Annotated in this window: 13 protein-coding genes; 5 read left to right on the top strand and 8 right to left on the bottom strand. The window is 64.4% G+C overall.

The window, feature by feature from the left end:
* Positions 1 to 99: 99 nt before the first annotated feature.
* The 4 genes from BB934_RS15300 to BB934_RS15285 form a co-directional block, all read right to left on the bottom strand.
* Entirely contained in the window at positions 100 to 1,191 is a 1,092-nt protein-coding gene (locus tag BB934_RS15300; protein WP_099510397.1) for an ABC transporter ATP-binding protein, read from the bottom strand.
* A gap of 23 nt (positions 1,192 to 1,214) precedes the next feature.
* The gene (locus tag BB934_RS15295) at positions 1,215 to 2,042 is read right to left on the bottom strand and encodes a carbohydrate ABC transporter permease (RefSeq protein WP_173909458.1); all 828 of its coding nucleotides are present in this window, start codon (positions 2,040 to 2,042) and stop codon (positions 1,215 to 1,217) included.
* A gap of 13 nt (positions 2,043 to 2,055) precedes the next feature.
* Positions 2,056 to 3,018: a carbohydrate ABC transporter permease gene (locus BB934_RS15290; protein ID WP_099510395.1), complete on the bottom strand. Its 963-nt coding sequence runs from the start codon at positions 3,016 to 3,018 to the stop codon at positions 2,056 to 2,058.
* Positions 3,019 to 3,092: 74 nt separating this feature from the next.
* Positions 3,093 to 4,382 (bottom strand): ABC transporter substrate-binding protein, encoded by a 1,290-nt coding sequence (locus BB934_RS15285; protein WP_099510394.1) that lies wholly within the window; start codon positions 4,380 to 4,382, stop codon positions 3,093 to 3,095.
* A gap of 370 nt (positions 4,383 to 4,752) precedes the next feature.
* Between BB934_RS15285 and BB934_RS15280 the strand changes: the two genes are divergently transcribed.
* Genes BB934_RS15280 through BB934_RS15260 form a run of 5 tightly spaced genes read left to right on the top strand, consistent with a single transcriptional unit; the run spans position 4,753 to position 9,676 of the window.
* On the top strand, positions 4,753 to 5,634 hold the full coding sequence (locus BB934_RS15280; protein WP_099510393.1) for a glucosamine kinase nucleotide-binding domain-containing protein: 882 nt from the start codon (positions 4,753 to 4,755) through the stop codon (positions 5,632 to 5,634).
* Positions 5,631 to 6,416, top strand: a complete 786-nt coding sequence (locus BB934_RS15275; protein WP_099510392.1) for a GntR family transcriptional regulator — start codon at positions 5,631 to 5,633, stop codon at positions 6,414 to 6,416. Before BB934_RS15280 ends, BB934_RS15275 begins: the two co-directional genes overlap by 4 nt.
* The gene (locus BB934_RS15270) at positions 6,409 to 7,461 is read left to right on the top strand and encodes an SIS domain-containing protein (RefSeq protein WP_099510391.1); all 1,053 of its coding nucleotides are present in this window, start codon (positions 6,409 to 6,411) and stop codon (positions 7,459 to 7,461) included. The genes BB934_RS15275 and BB934_RS15270 overlap by 8 nt, the downstream gene beginning before the upstream one ends.
* Positions 7,461 to 8,594 (top strand): N-acetylglucosamine-6-phosphate deacetylase, encoded by a 1,134-nt coding sequence (gene nagA / locus BB934_RS15265; RefSeq protein ID WP_099510390.1) that lies wholly within the window; start codon positions 7,461 to 7,463, stop codon positions 8,592 to 8,594. Before BB934_RS15270 ends, nagA begins: the two co-directional genes overlap by 1 nt.
* A 14-nt stretch (positions 8,595 to 8,608) precedes the next feature.
* Positions 8,609 to 9,676 (top strand): Gfo/Idh/MocA family protein, encoded by a 1,068-nt coding sequence (locus BB934_RS15260; RefSeq protein ID WP_099510389.1) that lies wholly within the window; start codon positions 8,609 to 8,611, stop codon positions 9,674 to 9,676.
* 158 nt (positions 9,677 to 9,834) lie between these two features.
* On the opposite strand, the gene BB934_RS15255 is transcribed toward BB934_RS15260, so the two are convergent.
* From BB934_RS15255 to BB934_RS15240, 4 genes are all read right to left on the bottom strand, one after another.
* Complete coding sequence (locus BB934_RS15255; protein WP_157934183.1) at positions 9,835 to 10,272, bottom strand: GNAT family N-acetyltransferase; 438 nt, start codon at positions 10,270 to 10,272, stop codon at positions 9,835 to 9,837.
* The gene (locus BB934_RS15250) at positions 10,269 to 11,093 is read right to left on the bottom strand and encodes an ABC transporter permease (protein WP_099510387.1); all 825 of its coding nucleotides are present in this window, start codon (positions 11,091 to 11,093) and stop codon (positions 10,269 to 10,271) included. Before BB934_RS15250 ends, BB934_RS15255 begins: the two co-directional genes overlap by 4 nt.
* A gap of 4 nt (positions 11,094 to 11,097) precedes the next feature.
* Positions 11,098 to 12,045 carry an ABC transporter permease gene (locus BB934_RS15245; RefSeq protein WP_099510386.1) on the bottom strand — a complete coding sequence of 316 codons (948 nt, stop codon included), beginning with the start codon at positions 12,043 to 12,045 and terminating at the stop codon, positions 11,098 to 11,100.
* Between the two features lie 66 nt (positions 12,046 to 12,111).
* Positions 12,112 to 13,611: an ABC transporter substrate-binding protein gene (locus BB934_RS15240; protein WP_099510385.1), complete on the bottom strand. Its 1,500-nt coding sequence runs from the start codon at positions 13,609 to 13,611 to the stop codon at positions 12,112 to 12,114.
* Positions 13,612 to 13,718 lie beyond the last annotated feature (107 nt).

Below are 13,718 nucleotides of genomic sequence, written 5' to 3'. Positions count from 1 at the left end.
GGCCTTTCGGCCGGGAAGGGGATCCACTCTCACGCTCGGCGCTGTGGATTCCCTTCCCCTCCGATGGCTGCGCCATCTCCAGCCGGGAATGACATCGGTTCATCCCCGCTCCGCCAGAGCCGATACGCCCGCCGCATCGAACACATGCAACGCCCGAACCGGAACATGGGCGGTGTATGACCCGCCCGGAGCGGCTTCCGTTTCGCCCGGCGCGCGGACGATCACGTCGTCGCCGCTCGCGAGCTTCATGTAGACGTAGCTCGACTCGCCGAGCTGCTCCACCGCATCGATAGTGCCGCGCACCGGCGCGACTCCCTCGCCGCCTGCTTCCATGTGCTCAGGCCTGATCCCCACCGTCACCGCATCGCCAGGCTTCAGGCTGCCGGGCTTCACCGGCAAAGCCGCTTCGGTTCCGGCAAAACCAATGGTCGCGATGATGCCCTCCACGCGCAGAACCTGCCCCTTGATGAAGTTCATCCGCGGCGAGCCGATGAAGCCGGCGACGAAGAGGTTGCGCGGATGGCGATAGAGCTCCAATGGCGCGCCCACCTGCTCGATCCGGCCGTGGTTCATGACCACGATCTTGGAGGCGAGGGTCATCGCCTCGACCTGATCGTGCGTGACGTAGATCATCGTCGCACCGAGATCCCGGTGGAGCTTGGCGATTTCGAGGCGCGTGTTCACGCGCAAGGCCGCGTCGAGATTCGAGAGCGGCTCGTCGAACAGGAAGACGCTCGGGTTGCGCACGATGGCACGGCCGATGGCCACACGCTGGCGCTGGCCGCCGGACAATTCCCGCGGCTTTCGGTGGAGAAGCGGCGTCAGCTTCAGGATTTCCGCCGCCTGGCGCACGCGGCGATCCACCTCCGCCTTGTCGGTCTTGGCGAATTTCAGGCCGAAGGCCATGTTCTTGTAGACGTTCATATGCGGGTAGAGCGCATAGGACTGGAACACCATCGCGATCTTGCGATCCGCCGGCGGCAGCTCGTTCACGCGCCGGTCGCCGATCCTGATCTCGCCGCCGCTGACCGTCTCGAGACCGGCGATGATGCGAAGCAACGTCGACTTGCCGCAGCCCGACGGGCCGACGAAGACGACGAACTCGCCATCCTTCACCGCCAAGTCGATGTCGCGCAGGATCTCGGTCGCTCCAAAGGATTTGGCAACACCTTGCAGGGAAACTTCGGCCATCTTTCATTTCCTGGAACGGGACATCACTTCACGGCGCCGGCGGTGAGGCCGCGCACGAGATAGCGCGAGAAGAGGAGATAGAGGACGAGGACGGGCGCGATCGCCAAGGTGAGCGAGGCGAGCACCGCATTCCAGTCGGTCACGTATTGCCCGATGAACTGCTGCACGCCGAGCGTGATCGTCTGCTTGCCGTCGCCCGGCGCCAGGATCAGCGGGAACCAGAGATCGTTCCAGACCGGGACCATGGTGAAGACGGCGACCGTCGCGATGGCGGGGCTGATCAGGGGCAGGATGATGCTGAAGAAGATCCGGTATTCGCTCACCCCGTCGCAGCGGGCGGCGTCGCGCAGATCCTTAGGAATCTGCTGGATGAACTCGCCGAGGATGAGGATGGCAAGCGGCAGCCCCTGCGCCACATAGACGAGGATCAGCGCGGTCAGCGTGTTGACGAGGTTGAGCTCCACCATCATCCGCAGGATGCTGACGCTGCCCAATCGGATCGGCACCATGATGCCGACGGCGAGATAGAGGCCGATCAGGGTGTTGCCGGGAAACTTGTACTCCGTCAGCGCCCAGGCGGCCATGGCGCCGATCAGGACGATGAGCACCAGCGAGACCAATGTCACCGTGAGGCTGTTGAAGAAATAGAGCCCGAAATCCGCATTGGCGAAGACACGGTCGAAGCCGATGGTGGTGAAGGTCTGGCCGTTGGGGAGCCCAAGCGGGTCGGCGAAGATCGCCCGGCGCGTCTTGAAGGCATTGATGAGGATGAGAACGATCGGGCCGAGGGCCAGGATCGTGTAGAGGATCAGCGCGATATGGACGGCGATGCGGCTGGGCCGAACATTCATTGCCACGCCTCCCCTAGAAGCTATGCCGCTGCAGCCGCCGCTGCACGCCGAAGAGATAGATCAGGACGCCGATCAGGATGATGATCAGCATGGCGGTCGCCACCGCCGCCCCCATGGTCGGGCTGCCGACCTGGAGCTGGAAGCCGAAGAAGGTGCGGTAGAAGAACGTGCCGAGAATGTCGGTGGAAAAATTCGGTCCCGCCAGCGCGCCCTTGATCGCATAGATCAGGTCGAAGGCGTTGAAATTCGCCACGAAGGTAAGGATCGAGACCACGCCGAGCGTCGGCAGGATGAGCGGCAGTCGCACGAACCAGAACACGCTGAAGGGGCCTGCCCCGTCGACGGTCGCGGCATCGAGCAAGTCGTCGGGAATGTTGAGGAGCGCTGCGTAGATCAGCATCATCGGAATGCCGACGAATTGCCAGACCGAGATGAGCGAGACTGTCAGCAATGCTGTCGATTCCTGGCCGAGCCAGGGTCCGAACAAGCTGCCGAGACCCACAGCCTTCAAGAGGCTCGGCGCGATGCCCCAGAGCGGATTGAGAATGAGCTGCCAGATGAAGCCGATGATGACGACCGAGAGCATGGTCGGCAGGAAGATCAGCGTGCGGTAGACGCTGCTGCCCGTGAGCCGCGGCAGGCTGAGCAGCATGGCGAGCCCCAGACCGATGCCGTTCTGCACCACCATGTGGATGGCGAAGAAGATCAGGTTGTTGGTGAGCGCATTCCAGAACTGGCCCGACCAGTTCGGATCGTTCAGAAGTGTGTCGAAATTCTTCAAGCCGACGAAGCTGCGGGCTCCCGTTTCATCGCCGGCATAGAGGCTGAGGCGGATCGTGTCGATAAGCGGGTAGATCGAGAACAGGGTGTAGATCGCAAGCGCCGGCGCGAGAAACACCGCGATGTGGACGGGAAAGCGCGAACGGGCCGGAATCGCATCCGCCCGCTGCACGCTCGAGGCCGTGAGATCCGTCATGCTGCCCTGACAAGCGAAGAGAACAAGAGAAGCGGGCTGCTCCTGACGAGCGGCCCGCCTCGGTCATGAAAAGCTTACTTCTTGTGCGGCGCGTACCAGCTGGCGAGGCCGTCCTCCACCTTCTTGGCCGCCTCTTCCGGCTTCATGCTGCCGTTCATCACCTGGGCGCTCACGTTCCAGAGCTCGTTCTCGAGGCTCGGCGTGCCGCGGGCCAAGATCTGATAGGAGTTGCGGATCGAGCTTTCGCAGGTGCCGCGCCAGCCGACGAACTTGGCCGCTACCGGATCCTTGACCTCGACCTTCGCATTCAAGAGCGGGAAGAAGCCCGGCAGCTCGTTGGCGTAGATCTCGGCGAATTCGGGCGAAGCCACCCAGGACAGGAAGGTCTTGGCGGCTTCCGCATTCTTCGACTTGGCATTGATGCCGATCGCGATATCCGTGTGGTCGCTGATGTAGCACTTGTCGCCAGCCTTCGCGACGGGCGGCGCGAAGGCGTCGAACTCGAAATCCGCCTGCTTGCGGAAGATCGGCACGTCCCAGGAGCCGGCCGGATAGATCGCCGCGCGCCCGAGAGTGAAGAGGTTCTGCGTGTCGGGATATTTCTGGGCCTTGTAGCCGTCGCCCATATAGGGCGCCCAGGTCGCCAGCTCCTTGAACACGTCCACATAGGCCGGATCGGTGAACTTCTGCTTGCCGTCGATGAGCGCCTTGCGGCCCTCCTCGCCCTTCCAGTAGTTCACGCCGATATTCTGGAAGCCCATGGTGGCGGCCTCCCATTGATCGGCCGTGCCCATGGCAAGCGGCGTGTACTTGCCGTCCGCCTTGATCTTGTCGAGAACTGCGTGGAACTCGGCGAGAGTCTTCGGCGGCGTGAGCTTCAGCTCGTCGAAGATCTCCTTGTTGTAGACGAAGCCGTGGATCACGGAGGCCATCGGCATGCAGAAGGTGGTCTTGCCGTCGTCCGTGGACCAGGCGCTCTTCGCCACGTCGGAAAAGTTCTCGATCCCCTTCACGTCGTTGACGGAGGTCAGGTTGCCCTTCTTGAACATGTCGAGGGAGGTATCGAAGGGGCGGCAGGTGATGATGTCGCCGGCGGTGCCGCCGGCAAGACGCGCATTGAGCGCGGCGTTGTATTCGGTCGGCGGATCGGCCTTGAACTGAACCTTGATGTCGGGGTGCTTCTTGTTGAAGGCCGGGATGATCTTGGTGTTCCAGACATCCGCATCGTCATTGCGCCAGCTCTCGATAGTGAGAGTCTGGGCCGAGGCGGCATTGGCGAAAGCAAGCGCCGCTGCGGCCACCGAGGCGGTCGCGAGCAAATGTCCTGCGCGGCGCAGGGACGCTTTCGAACCGAGTTTCGTCATCGTCTTTTTCCTCCTAGCGGAGAGGCGTCTGGAAACGCCCCTTGAGAATGTGTCCCTCTCATTGTCCCGTGCCGCTTCTGCTGCATTCTCGCGCTCTTCGCAGCGGACGAACCGACTGTTCCACCGGAAAGCGTTCTGGACAAGTGACCTCATATTGGTATCGGCAAAACTCAAACACAACTCTTCTTTGACGGCTGCGCAGGAAGATTTGCAGCCTTCGTGTTTGCAATTTCTTGCGCTCTTGCCACCCTGCACGAGGGGCGCGCCCGGCGAGGCATCTGGGTATTCTTCTGCCGCCGCCTCTTCCCGAACTGGATATTAAGTGGCATGGTGCCTGTCCGTAAGAGCGCCCGCGAGATCCGTTCCCGATATGACCGACCTTCTGTTCCTTGGCATCGATGGCGGCGGCACCAAGTGCCGGGCCCGCCTGCGCAATGCCGAAGGTCGATTGCTGGGCGAGGGAACCGGCGGGCCGTCGAACATTCGCCTCGATCCCGATCTGGTCTGGAACTCGCTTCTCACAGCCTGCCGCGAAGCGCTCGCCCAAGCAGGACTGCATGAGAGCGATCTCAAGCGGATCCATGCCGGCATGGGAGCCGCCGGCGCCGGGCAGACCTCCGCGGTCGAGCGCCTCCTGTCGCGTGCCCACCCCTTCGCGTCCTTCGAGATCGAGACGGACGCCCATACCGCCTGGCTCGGCGCCTTCAACGGCGGCGACGGGGCGATCCTGATCGTCGGCACCGGCTCGTGCGGCTATGGCGGCACGAGCGGCGATTGCCATTATGTCGGCGGCTGGGGCTACGAGATTTCGGACGAGGGCAGCGGCGCCGCCATCGGGCGCGAGTTGCTGCGCCGCTGCATCTGGGCCCATGACGGACGCGAGCCGGCGACGCCGCTCTCGGATGAGGTCCTGGCCGAGTTCAACAACGATCTCGAAGTCCTGGTGGACTGGGTCGGCAAGGCGCGCCCCGCCGATTACGGACGCTACGCGCCGCTCGTCCTCGACCATGCCGGGAAGCGCGATCCTCTCGGCGTCGCGATCGTCTCGAACGCCGCCGCCGGATTGGGGGCGATCGCCACGCGCCTGCTCGATCTCGGCGCGCCCGCCATCTGCCTGTTCGGAGGACTGGCCGAGCCGCTTCGGCCCTGGCTTCCGCCGCCCGTTCAACGCACCATCACCGCTCCTCTCGCAGATGCGGTCGACGGCGCCATCCTTCTCGCCCGCGTCGCGCTTCAGGGGAGGCAGACATGACCGAGCCATCGGGCGAGGCGCTGGCCTTCCTTCCCCTGGATGACGGCAATCCCACGCCGCTTTATCTCCAGCTCCAGCAATCCATCGAGGATGCCGTCCGCAAGGGCGCGCTCAAGGCCGATGCCGCGCTTCCCGGCGAGCGCGATCTCGCCAAGCAGCTCGGCATTTCGCGCGTCACGGTGCGCAAGGCGATCACGGGCCTGGTGCAGAAGGGCGTCCTCGTGCAGCGCTGGGGATCGGGCACCTTCATCGCGCCGCAGATGCGGCTCGAGCAGCCCCTCTCCCGCCTGTCGAGCTTCACCGACGACATGTCGGCCCGCGGGCTGAAATCCTCGGCCGTGATGCTGAGCCAATCGACCGGCCCTGCCTCCACGGACGAGCTCATGGCGCTCGGTCTCTCGCCGGGCGATCTCGTGAGTCGCGTGAACCGCCTGCGCCTTGCCAACGGCATTCCGATGGCGATCGAGAATGCCGTCGTGCCGTCCCGGGTCCTGCCCGATCCGTCGCTCGTCAAGCAGTCGCTCTACGCCGTGCTGCACGACCAGGGCTTCATGCCGACGCGCGCCCTGCAAAGACTGCACGCGGTTCTGTTGAGCGAGGAACAGGCCTCCCTGCTCGGCGTTCCGCCCAAGAGCCCGGCGCTGTATATCGAGCGCCGCTCCTTCACGGCCGGGGGTGAAGTGGTCGAGTTCACCTCGTCCTATTACCGCGGCGATGCCTATGATTTCGTGGCCGAGCTGACCATCAGCCAGCCCGAACGGATGCAAAACGACGATGCCTGACAAAAATGACACTGCCTCCACCCTGACCGCCATGCTGCGCGAGGCTCGGGAAGCGCCTCAGGTCGTCGCGCGCCTCATCGAGAGCAACGCGCCCCTGTGCCGTGACCTCGGCAAGCGCCTGCGCGCGTCTCCGCCGCCCTTTGCCGTCACCTGCGCGCGCGGCAGCTCGGACAACGCGGCGACCTTCGTCAAATATCTGCTCGAGATCCATTCCGGCCTCGTCACCGCCTCCGTCGGTCCTTCCGTGACCTCCGTCTACGAGGCGCGCCCGCGCATGCGCGATGCGCTCTTCCTCGCCGTGTCGCAATCGGGCCGCAGCCCGGACATTCTCAACCTCGCCCAGGCCGGGCGTGACGACGGCGCGCTGACGGTGGCGCTCGTGAACGACACCTCCTCTCCCCTCGCCTCTACCTGCGAGGTCGTGCTGCCGCTGCATGCGGGACAGGAGAAGAGCGTCGCCGCCACGAAGTCCTTCATCGCGGCGCTCGCCGCCGGGTTCCAGCTCGTCGCCCATTGGTCGCAGGACCAGGAGCTGCTCGATGCGCTCGACACCCTGCCCGATGTGCTCGCCAGGGCCTCAGCAACCGATTGGTCGGCAGCGGTTCCCATCCTGACGGAAGCCGACAACCTCTTCGTCGTCGGCCGCGGCGTTGGCTTCGCGGTGGCGCAGGAGGCGGCGCTCAAGCTCAAGGAAACCTCGGGCATCCATGCGGAGGCGATGAGCGCCGCCGAACTGATGCACGGCCCCTGGACGCTGGCGGGCGACCACTTTCCGATCCTGGTGCTCAGCCAGCAGGACGAGACCTTGAGCGGCGTCAACGATCTCGTGACGAAGCTGAAGGAGCAGGGCGTTCCCGTCATCGTCGCCGGAGCGGCGGAAGGCCCGGCCAGCGTGATGCTGCCCTCGGTCGAGGACGTGCATCCCTATCTTGCGCCGATCGCCCTGATCCAGAGCTTCTATCCTCTCGTGAACGCCACTGCCTTGGGCCGCGGACGCAATCCGGACAATCCTCCGCGCCTGCGCAAGGTGACGGAGACCCTCTGATGACCATTGCCCTGACCGGCGCCCGGATCTTCGACGGGTCGCACATGCTCGACGGCCGCGCCGTCGTCATCGAGAACGGCCGCATTCGCGCCTTGCCCGAGGAGAAGGATCTCGGCGCAGGTATCGAACGCCGGGCGGCGCAGGGCCTCCTCGCTCCCGGCTTCATCGACGTGCAGGTCAATGGCGGCGGCGGCGTTCTCTACAACGACGTGCGCAGCGTCGAGGGCGTCAGGACCATCGCGCAGGCCCACCGCGCCTATGGCACCACCGGGCTGCTGCCGACCCTCATCACCGATACCCGTGAGACCGTGGCGGAAGCGGTCGAAGCCATGCGCGCGGCGCTCGATGCCGGCATTCCAGGCGTTCTCGGCATCCATCTCGAAGGCCCCTTCATCAGCCCCGAGCGCAAGGGCGTGCACAATCCCGCCTTCATGCGTCCGATGGAGGATGAGGACATCGCCATCATGACCTCCCTGAAGAAGGGCCGCACCCTGGTGACCCTGGCGCCGGAGCGCAACGGCATGGACGCCATCGCGCGCCTTTCGTCCGCCGGCGTGCTGGTATGCGCCGGTCACACCGCGAGCGACTACGAAACGGTGATGGAGGCGATCCGTCACGGGCTGCGCGGCTTCACGCATCTGTTCAACGCGATGCCGCCCATGGCCGGACGCGATCCGGGCCCCGTGGGCGCTGCGCTCGACAGCCGGGATACGTGGTGCGGCCTCATCGTCGATGGGCATCACGTGAGCGATGCGGCCCTGCGCGTCGCCATTGCCGCCAAAGGCACCGAGCGGATGATGCTGGTGACCGACGCCATGGCGGTGACGGGGACCGACCTCGCCAGCTTCGAGCTGCATGGCCGGACGATCTACCGCAAGGACGGTAGGCTCACCACGGCGGACGGAACGCTCGCCGGCTCCGATCTCGACATGGCAGGCGCCGTGCGCAACAGCGTGGAGCGCCTGGGCCTCGCCCTGCCGGACGTGCTGCGCATGGCATCGCTGATCCCGGCGCAGTTCCTGCGGCTCGATCACGAGTTAGGACGCATCGCGCCGGGCTATCGCGCCGACCTCGTGCTCCTCGACGACAGCCTGCAGGTCAGGCAGACTTGGATCGGCGGAAACAGCAACTGAGGGGGGAGCCTTCGATGGGCGCACAACGGGTTCTCGTGGTCGGGCTCGGCAATATGGGCCTGTCCCACGCCCTCGCCTATAGCCGTATCGACGGCTACGAAATCGCGGGGCTCTGCACGCGCAACATCGACACCATGCAGCTGCCGGCCGCGTTGCAGGATGCACCGCGCTTCACCGACTTCGACGAGGCGCTTGCCGCCACGAAGCCAGACTTGGTGTCCATCAACACTTGGTCCGACACGCATGCACCGTATGCGATCCGCGCCATGGAAGCGGGCGCGCATGTCTTCGTCGAAAAGCCGCTCGCCGATACGGTAGCGGATGCGCAGCGCGTGGTCGAAACGGCCATCCGCACCGGTCGCAAGCTCGTCATCGGCTATATCCTCCGCCACCATCCGTCCTGGATCAAGTTCATCGAGATCGCGAGGACGCTGGGCACGCCCCACGTCTTCCGCATGAACCTCAACCAGCAATCGAGCGGAGCGGCCTGGGAGGCGCACAAGCGCCTGCTGCAATCCCTCTCCCCCATCGTCGATTGCGGCGTGCATTACGTCGACGTGATGTGCCAGATCACCAAGGCCAATCCGGTGCAGGTCCACGGGGTCGGCACGCGACTGACCGAGGACATGCCGGCGGGCATGTACAATTACGGCCATCTCCACGTGAGTTTCGACGACGGTTCCGTCGGCTGGTACGAGGCCGGGTGGGGACCGATGATGAGCGAGACGGCCTATTTCGTGAAGGACGTGATCGGCCCGAAAGGCAGCGTCAGCATCGTCATGGCCGAGACCTCGGGCGACATCCGCTCGGACGACATCAACGCCCACACCAAGACCAACCAGATCCTGCTGCATCATGCGGCACTCAAGGACGATGGAACCTTCGCGCAGGCGGACGAGCGCATCGGCACCACGGACGAGCCAGACCACGATGCCCTTTGCGAACGGGAGCAACTGTTTCTCCTGCGCGCGATCCGGGACGATTTGGATCTCACGGACCATATGAACGACGCCGTGCGCTCGCTCCGCATCGTGCTGGCGGCCGACGAGGCAGTGCGGACGGGGCGCGTCGTTTCGCTATAGCAACGGCAATATATCCTGAACCCTCATCCTGAGGAGCAGCCATCAGGCTGCGTCTCGAAGGAGCTTCCAGAGAACACTGGATCCTCCTTCGAGACGGTCGCTGCGCGACCTCCTCAGGATGAGGTCGTTATGTTGTGGGCCTTTATAAAGCCAATCGTTCAGCCCTTCTCGTAAAAAACGAAGCTGCGGCTTTTTCCGGCGAACTCTCGCTCATACTCCCGTGTCATTCTCCAGCCATAGCGCTCATAAAAGCGGCGGGCTCCGTGGTTGTCACGAAAGCATTCGAGGCTTTTCGCGCCGCGCGCTTCCGCCTCTGCCAGGAGAAGCGAACCGCCGCCTCTGCCGCCGGCATCCGGGTCCATGAACAGCATGTCGATATGGCCGTCGGTCATGAGAAGGAAGCCGATGAGCTCTTCATGGGAGAGGACAACCAGCATGCGTTCCCAAGAAGATGCAAAGCGCTCGGCGAAGAAGGCGGCATCGCGACCGTCGATCACATCCCGTTCCAGAATACCGGCAAAGGCGGCCCGATAGGATCGCTCGGCAATCGTGGTTAGGGCCGGAATGTCGGCAGCCCTGGCAGGCCGCACAATCACGGCTGCCCCCGCAGGCGCGGGTCGAGGGTGTCGCGCAGGGCATCGCCCAAAAGATTGAAGCCGAAGGACAGGAAGAGGATGGCGAAGCCGGCGAAGATCGCGCTCCAGGGCGAGAGCAGGAGGAAGTTGCGGCCTTCCGACAACATGAGTCCCAAAGACGGCGTCGGCGGCTGCGTGCCGAGGCCGAGGAAGGAGAGCGAGGCTTCTACGAGGATCGCAGCGGAGAGCAAGAGGCTCGTCTGCACCAGGATGACCGAGGCGAGGTTCGGCAGGATGTGCAGGAAGATGATGCGGGGATCGGACGCGCCGATGGCCTTGGCGCCGGCCACGTATTCGCTCTCGCACAAAACCAGCGCCGGGCCGCGCAGGAGCCGCGCGAAGATCGGCGTATAGACCACCGCGATGGCGGCGGCTGCGCTGTAGGTATGCGGCCCGAGAACCGCGATGATGCCGATGGCGAGCAACATGACGGGGAAGGCGAAGAGCACATCCATGACACGCATGATGATGCGGTCGAGCCAGCCGCGGTAATAGGCGGCGACGAGACCGAGCGTTCCGCCGGCGAGAAGCGCGACACCGACCGCGAGCAGGCAGGCGATGAGCGAGGTGCGATAGCCGTAGAGGATGCGGGTCAGCACGTCGCGCCCGAGCTGATCGGTGCCGAACCAGTTCAGCGCGGACGGCGCGCGCAGGCGCCGGGCGACGCTCTGCGCCATGGGATCGTAGGGCGCGAACAAAGGCGCCCCGACGGCGAGGATGATCTGGATCGCCACCAGGATGACGGCGAAGGCGAGAAGCTTGTTCTTGGCCAGACGCGACACGGCTTTAGGCTCTCACGCGGGGGTCGACGACGATGTAGAGGAAATCGACGAGAAAGTTCACGAAAACGAAGCCTGCCGTCACCACGAGGATGGTGGCCTGGATCAGCGGATAATTGCGCTCGGCGATGGCGCCGAGGATCAGGCGCCCGAGGCCCGGGATGGCGAAGACCTGCTCGACGACGATGGCGCCGCCGAGAAGATAGCCGGTCATGATGCCGACGCTGGTGAGGAACGGAATCAGCGCATTGCGCAGGGCATGCTTGTAGACGACGCGCCGCTCCGACAGGCCCTTGGCGCGGGCGGTGCGGACGTAGTCCTGTCCCAGCGCATCGAGCATGGCCGAGCGCACGAGGCGCGAGAGATTGGCGAGGATCGGCAGCGCCAGCGCGATGGCCGGCAGCATCATACGCTGGAGATTGCCCAGCGGATCCTCCGAGAACGGTACATAGCCGAGCGACGCGAAGCCCGGCGCCCAACTCGAGAGCAGAAGGATCAGAACGATTCCGAGCCAGAAGGAAGGGATCGTCAGGCCGGCGATCGCCGTCACGCGCATGACAACATCCGCCGCGCCGCCGCGCGTCTGCGCCATCAGGCAGCCGACCGGCACCGCGAGAACCGCGCCGACGAGGAGCGCAAGGAAGGTGAGCTCCAGCGTCGGCCACAGGTGCAGGAGGATTTCGCCCGCGACGGGACGGCCGGTCCAAAGCGACGTGCCGAAATCGCCGCGTAGCGCATTTCCGGCCCAGAGCAGGTATTGCTCGACGATCGGACGGTCGAGACCGACACGGCGGTTGAGCTCCGCCATGCGCTCGGGCGTGATCTCGGTGTTCGCCCCGAGCATGATCGCCACCGCGTCGCCCGGAATCAGCCGGATCATCAGGAACACGATGACCGACACACCGAAGAGGACGATGACGAGATCGATGAGGCGTGCGAGCAGGACGCGGTTCATGCGGATGGGCTCTTAAAGCAGAGCCCCGACGCCGCATGAACGCGGCGCCGGGGCGAGGATGGCAGATCAGTACGACGCGTTGCGCAGAGTCAGCAGCGAGCGGTTCGGCATCACGTCATAGCCCTGCAGCTTGGCGTTCATGGCCGAGAACAGGGTGCCGTAGGTCAGATGCGCCACGGGGCCCGAGCAGGCGAGCTTCTGCTGCACCTTGTCGTAAGCAGCTTTGCGCGCAGCCTGATCCTGCGTCGTCCGTGCTTGGTCGAGCAGGCCGTCGATTTCCGTGTCGGAATACTTGAACACGTTGGTCGAACCGCCCGTGCGGAAGGTGCGGAAGAAGTAGTCGTCGGGATCGGGCTGGCCGGCATTGAGCGAGGCGAACAGATCGAAATTGCTGTTACGCCAATCCTGGATGAACTGGCCCTGCTCCTGGTTGATCAGCTCGACCTTGAAGCCGGCCTTGTTGAGCTGCTCCTGCACCACCTGGGCGATGTCCTTGATGTCCTGGCGCGGCAGAACCTTCATCGACACGGCCACCGGCGTGGCGACGCCCGCTTCCTTCAAGAGCGCCTGGGCTTTTGCCGGATCGGGCTTGTAGCAGGCAAACTGGTTCACGTTGAGTGCCCACGACTTCAGGGCCGGCGAGAGCGGGCCGCCGGGAACGCCTGCGCCGAAGAGCGCCGCATCGACGATCTCCTGGCGGTTGATGGCGTAGTTCACCGCCTCGCGCACCTTCGGGTTGTCGAAGGGCGGCTTCGAGGTGTTCATGCCGATCAGCGTGTAGGCGAGATCCATGGTCTCGGCGAGCTTCGCGTTCGGCTTGCCCTTGAGCTGCAGCGCGGTCGCCGCATCGATGTTGGGCAGGAGCGCGTATTGCCCATTGCTCAGGCCGACCTGACGGGTGGCGGATTCGGGCAAGATGTTGAACTTGAGGCCTGCGAGCTTCGGCATGCCCTTGTCCCAATAGGCCTCGTTTTTGGCCAGAAGAATGAAGCCGTTCGGCTGCCATTCTTGGAATTTGAACGGGCCCGTGCCGACCGGCGTCTTCTGCAGGGCGTCCTTGTTCGCCTCCATGGAACTCGGCACGATGGCGATGGTGGCGAGCGAGCTCAGGAGCGCAGCGGAGGGCTCCTTGAGCTTCATCTCGACGGTCGTGGCATCGACCGCGTTGGCGCTGTCGACGGCCGAGAGGCGGCTGGCGAGCGGCGAGGCGATGTCCTTGCTCAGCACGCGCTTAATCGTGGACACCACATCTTCGGCCTCCATAGCGGAGCCGTCGTGGAATTTGACGCCGGAGCGCAGCTTGAAGGTATAGGTCTTGCCATCCGCCGAAATGGACCAGGATTCGGCAAGGCCGGGAACGGTCTTCAGGTCCTTGTCGATGGCGGTGAGGCCCTCGTAGATGTTGCCGTTCACCACCATGAAGCTCGGGAAGGCGGTGGTGACATGCGGGTCGAGCCCGGTCGGGCCGTTATCCACCCCGATTTCGAGGACCTGAGCCGAGGCGGAGGCCATCATTGCCGCCATAAAACCTACACCGAGGGCGGTGCGCAGTACTGACCTGACCATTTCTTTTATCTCTCCCTTGGAAGCCGCAGGAGATTTATAGGCCATCGCCGTGGACCTGTCATGGTCCAATATCATACCACTCTGGACCGGATCGCGGCATATGCTAT

Origin of the sequence: Microvirga ossetica (assembly GCF_002741015.1) — a bacterium.
GTDB lineage: Bacteria > Pseudomonadota > Alphaproteobacteria > Rhizobiales > Beijerinckiaceae > Microvirga > Microvirga ossetica.
This window is presented reverse-complemented; position numbering and strand designations above follow the sequence as displayed.

Coding starts and splice junctions, on each gene's coding strand:
- BB934_RS15285 (WP_099510394.1), bottom strand. CDS start 4,382: ATGACGAAACTCGGTTCGAAAGCGTCCCTGCGCCGCGCAGGACATTTG.
- BB934_RS15260 (WP_099510389.1), top strand. CDS start 8,609: ATGGGCGCACAACGGGTTCTCGTGGTCGGGCTCGGCAATATGGGCCTG.
- BB934_RS15300 (WP_099510397.1), bottom strand. CDS start 1,191: ATGGCCGAAGTTTCCCTGCAAGGTGTTGCCAAATCCTTTGGAGCGACC.
- BB934_RS15275 (WP_099510392.1), top strand. CDS start 5,631: ATGACCGAGCCATCGGGCGAGGCGCTGGCCTTCCTTCCCCTGGATGAC.
- BB934_RS15280 (WP_099510393.1), top strand. CDS start 4,753: ATGACCGACCTTCTGTTCCTTGGCATCGATGGCGGCGGCACCAAGTGC.
- BB934_RS15245 (WP_099510386.1), bottom strand. CDS start 12,045: ATGAACCGCGTCCTGCTCGCACGCCTCATCGATCTCGTCATCGTCCTC.
- BB934_RS15295 (WP_173909458.1), bottom strand. CDS start 2,042: ATGAATGTTCGGCCCAGCCGCATCGCCGTCCATATCGCGCTGATCCTC.
- nagA (WP_099510390.1), top strand. CDS start 7,461: ATGACCATTGCCCTGACCGGCGCCCGGATCTTCGACGGGTCGCACATG.
- BB934_RS15270 (WP_099510391.1), top strand. CDS start 6,409: ATGCCTGACAAAAATGACACTGCCTCCACCCTGACCGCCATGCTGCGC.
- BB934_RS15290 (WP_099510395.1), bottom strand. CDS start 3,018: ATGACGGATCTCACGGCCTCGAGCGTGCAGCGGGCGGATGCGATTCCG.
- BB934_RS15240 (WP_099510385.1), bottom strand. CDS start 13,611: ATGGTCAGGTCAGTACTGCGCACCGCCCTCGGTGTAGGTTTTATGGCG.